The 4,057-nt window shown below is 67.4% G+C and carries 2 protein-coding genes and 1 pseudogene; all 3 read right to left on the bottom strand.

Annotated features, from left to right (window positions below; all coding sequences use genetic code 11):
• Positions 1 to 1,074, bottom strand: a 1,074-nt coding sequence (locus tag AC1DY5_RS45165) for a lyase family protein (protein WP_478120915.1), incomplete at its 3' end; no start/stop codon positions are given.
• 56 nt (positions 1,075 to 1,130) lie between these two features.
• Positions 1,131 to 1,250: pseudogene (locus tag AC1DY5_RS45160) on the bottom strand (tripartite tricarboxylate transporter substrate binding protein BugD); the annotation flags it as partial.
• A gap of 164 nt (positions 1,251 to 1,414) precedes the next feature.
• A partial coding sequence (locus AC1DY5_RS45155) for a tannase/feruloyl esterase family alpha/beta hydrolase (protein WP_478120914.1) occupies positions 1,415 to 4,057 on the bottom strand: 2,643 nt, incomplete at its 5' end.

Raw genomic sequence — 4,057 nt, 5'->3', positions numbered from 1 at the left:
GTTGAGTTCCTCCCGTGCGCGCTCGGGGCTGACGACAAGCGAATTCAGGATCTTGTCCCAGTTTTTCAGGAGAGCAATGGCGCTGTGGACCATCGCACTGTTGGCTTTGACCTCTTTGGGGTCACTCATGCCGGGGGTGATGATATGGGCCTGGATCACGGTACCCATTGCCAACGAGACCGAAGTGGATGCATCGCGCCGCGTCGTGTTGAGAAGCCCTGGGTTGCGCTTTTGCGGCATTGCGCTGGAGACGTAGGTATTGGAGCCGCCTTCTTCCAGCAAGATCCAGGGGCGCGGCTGGGCGTACTGAGTCATGATGTCCTCGACGAAGTGGCCGGCGTGGAGGGCGATGCTTGTCACGATGGCGCTGACTTCGACCGGTTGTTCCGTCGAAGAGATCTGCGCGGCATCGTAGGCGTTGTCGACGATCGCCGCGAAGCCCAGATAGTTGGCCATGCGGGTGCGATTCAGCGGCCAACTGGTGCCGTTCAAGACGGTCGTTCCCATGGCCGATCGGTCGATTCGCACATAGGCTTCACGGATACGCTGTGCGTCCCGTTCGAGCCCTGCTGCGTGCCCCAGCAGGTAGTGCCCGAAACTGTTCGGTTGCGCGGCCACGCCGTTCGTGTAGTTCGGGACGATGGTGTCGACGTGCTTCTCGGCGAGCTTGACCAGCGCGCCGGACGTCTTGTTCAGCTGGTCGGCAAGGTCGAGCATGTCGTCGCGCAGGATGGCGGCGCGGTAGGTGGCATGCATATCCTGGCTGGAGCGGCCTGCGTGGAGCAAAGTCACCTCCGAGCCGGCCGCGGCAATCAACAGCGGTTCGAACGTGATGACACTGGAAGGGCGCTTCGCCCCGGGTTGGCTGCCATCCTTGAGGACCTTGGAGATGCCGGCGGCGACGCGGGGCGCCATCGCTGTTTCCAGCAGGCCTTCATCCGTATTGATGACTGCCGTGGCCTTGTTCATCTCTCCCAGCCAGCAGAATTCATCGCGGGCGGGGGCTTGCTGGGCAAAGCCGGAGCCAGCATGCACCGTGCTGGCCAGTGCCAAAGAGAGGATTGCGAGTCTCATTGCGTTCTGTGGGTTTGTACAAGTCAGTCGGCGTACACGCCGGCGGCCTTGATGACGGTCGGGCCGCCCGCCGCGAAGGGCACCACGAGGGTGATCGGCTTGCCGGCCGGGAAGTCCTGGGCCTGGACTCCTGCAGCGGCGAACGCAATGGCCGCGAGGACGAACGAGTGTTTCATGTTGACTCCGGTGCGCCGGTCGCGGGGCTGTGGCATCGCACGCTGTGCCGCCGCAGTCAGAGTCGTGGCCTGACCTGGCGTCGGATGTATCGATTGATGGCGCCGTGGAGGGGGTGCTGGGTGACTGGCATTCCTACTTGACTGGAAGATGAAATGAAGAAGTCTCAATGCCGTGCGCCGAGTTCGAACGCCGGTTGGCTGGCGTCACTGGAAACGAAGGCCAGGACGCCGCCATTGAAGATGAACTGACCCGGCCGGCCTGCGTCGACCCGCACCACGCCGGGCACGGGCGTGTCGTAGCTGAGTGCGGCGGCCGCACCGCCAAGGTTGAAAGCGGCGCCTGCAACCGTGGCTTCCCGGCTGTGGCCCTGCACGCTCGCGATCGCGTAGCTGCCATCGGCCGCGCCGGACGCCAGGCTCTGCTGCGGCGCGAGCAGGCGCATGCCGTGGCTGCCGTCGCCGTTGCGCACCAGGTGCAAGGGAAGCGGACTGCCGTTCACGAGGCCTATCACCATCGAGCCGGAAAATGTGCCGCCGCTGGTGGCGGCGCCGCCGGTGGGTGAGGTGGTGAAGACATCGAACGCGCCGCGCGCCGCGACATAGTTGAGGTATCCCTTCTCCGTTTGCGTGCATGCCGGGTCGTAGACCATGGCGCCGCCGCTTGCGGGGTCGCGGCAGTACTGGAAGGTGCCGGCGTTGCGCAGCCGCACGGCGGCGGCATTCGCAGCGGCCGCACCGCTCGCCGACTGCTGGACACCGGCCGCATTGGCGATCATGGCCACCGGGTTGAATACGGTCGGCGTGCTCTCGTTGCCGAAGGTGTTCTGGAAGGCGAGCAGCGGCACGTGGCCGCCGCCCGTGGGCGCAGACACCCCGCCATCCAGCACGCCACCGCTCGCAAAGGTGAAGACCGCACCGGCCTCCGCGCTCGCGTAGCTGCAGCGGCCCTGCGGCAGCAGGGTGCCGCTGCGCTGGGTACCGGGAGCGCGCAGACCGGTGGCCTCGAGCGTGACGGCGTAGGAGAGCGTGGCGGGGTCGATCTGCACGCTGAGTTCCTCGCCCAGGGTGTCGCCCCCCTTGTAGCGGGTTGCCGCGGTCGGGAGGTGGGGGCATGCCAGCGGGTCGCCCGTCTCGACGACGCAGCTGAAATTGACCGCCGCGTCCAGGCTGCCGCTGCCGCGGTACTTGGGCCAGGAGGGGAACTCGCACAACGGCCGTGTGCGGCCATAGGTGCCCGCGACCGTGTCCACCGCCACCCCGGTAGCCGGCGTCAGCTTGTTCTCCACCCAGCCTTCCAATGCGGCCAACGAGTCCCAGTTGGGAATGAAGACGCCGGTGCCGTGGCCCATGCCGGGCACGGTGTAGAAGCGCACGCCCTGGTCGACCGCGGCCTGGCCGACCGTGGCAATCAGGCGCTGGAAGTAGTCGATGGTGGAATTCGGGCTGATGACCTCGTCGGCCAGACCATGCAGCAGGATCAGCCGGCCGCCGCGCGAGAGGAAGGGCCGCAGGTCGGGGTCGGTGGCGTCGGTGATGGCCGACACCTCGGCAACGCGGGCGGTGTAGGGGCCTGGTGCGAGCGGATCGAAGCCGAGCGAATCTAAGCCCGCCATCCGGGTGACGAAGAACTTCACCCACTGGTCGCCCGTGACGTACATGTTGGCGTCGGCCGAGGTGGCCGGATTCGCAGGAACCGGCCGGGTGCCGAGGTCGCGCGTGGTGAAGGGACCGGCGACGAGCGCTCCCTCCAGCAGGTTGTAGCCGCCCGCGCGCCGCACCCCGTGGGCCAGGCTGTAGCTCGCGAACTCGAGCGGCGACTCGATGGTGCGCACGGTCGCGAGCTGCGCATCCGACAGGCAGTCGTTGCCGGTGTCGACGCCGCCGTTGCAGCGCAGAGAGGCCAGCAACTGCGCGTTGAGCAGCCTGCAACTCTCGACGTTGCTCACGATGCCATCGGCCGCGCCGTCCAGCGTGTCGCAGGCCTGCAGCGCTGCCTTCTGCACCCGGAGCGTCTTGGCGACGTTGAGCCAGCCGGAGCCGCCATTGGCATAGAGCGCGCGACCCGCCGCGACGTTCGACAGGCGCGTGCCGGTGTAGTTGAGCGCCGGCTCGTTGGCGATCACGCCGTCGTAGTCGGCGGGCCAGCGCTGGATATAGGCCAGCGCATCGCGCCCGCCGGTCGAAGTCCCGAGGAAATAGGCCTTGCGGGGCGTGTCGCCGTAGTACGCTTGCACCAGCCATTGGGCCGTGTCGCGGGTCTTCTTCAGTGATTGGCCGCCGTAGTTGGCCAGCGCCTCGTCGTCGGCGGCGAAGCTGCCGTCGGTGATGCTGGAGGACTGGTGGCCCGAGTCATCCCCATAGGTGGCGTAGCCCAGTGCAAGGGGCGCGGGTTTATCGGCCGGACCGAATCGGATGGTCTCGGTGCCGTCGATCAGCCGGCCGTTGAAGCCGCCGCCGCCGAAATGGATGGTCTTGCGGTTCCAGCCCTGCGGCAGGTTGAGGGCGAATTGAATGCCGGGCGAGGCTGGATTGACCGGCTGGATCGTGCCGCGCACCTTGCAGTAGGCCCCGAACAAGTTGCCCGCGTCGCCAGCGGCAACGGCCTTGGCTTCGGTGACCGTTCCTCCGCCCGTGGGCAGGCCGAGGACCGAGGCGGGGATGCGCAGGCCGCCGAGATCGGTACACGACAGGCGAGGCGCCGCAGCTTCGGGCGAGGGCGCCGGCACGTCGTCTGCCGGGTCCGACGCGGCGATCGCCGCTCCCGGTGCGGAAGCAGCGGTCAACGGCAGGGCGGCGAAGCCGTTACC

The organism is Variovorax sp. P4_D9 (assembly GCF_056401695.1).
This window is presented reverse-complemented; position numbering and strand designations above follow the sequence as displayed.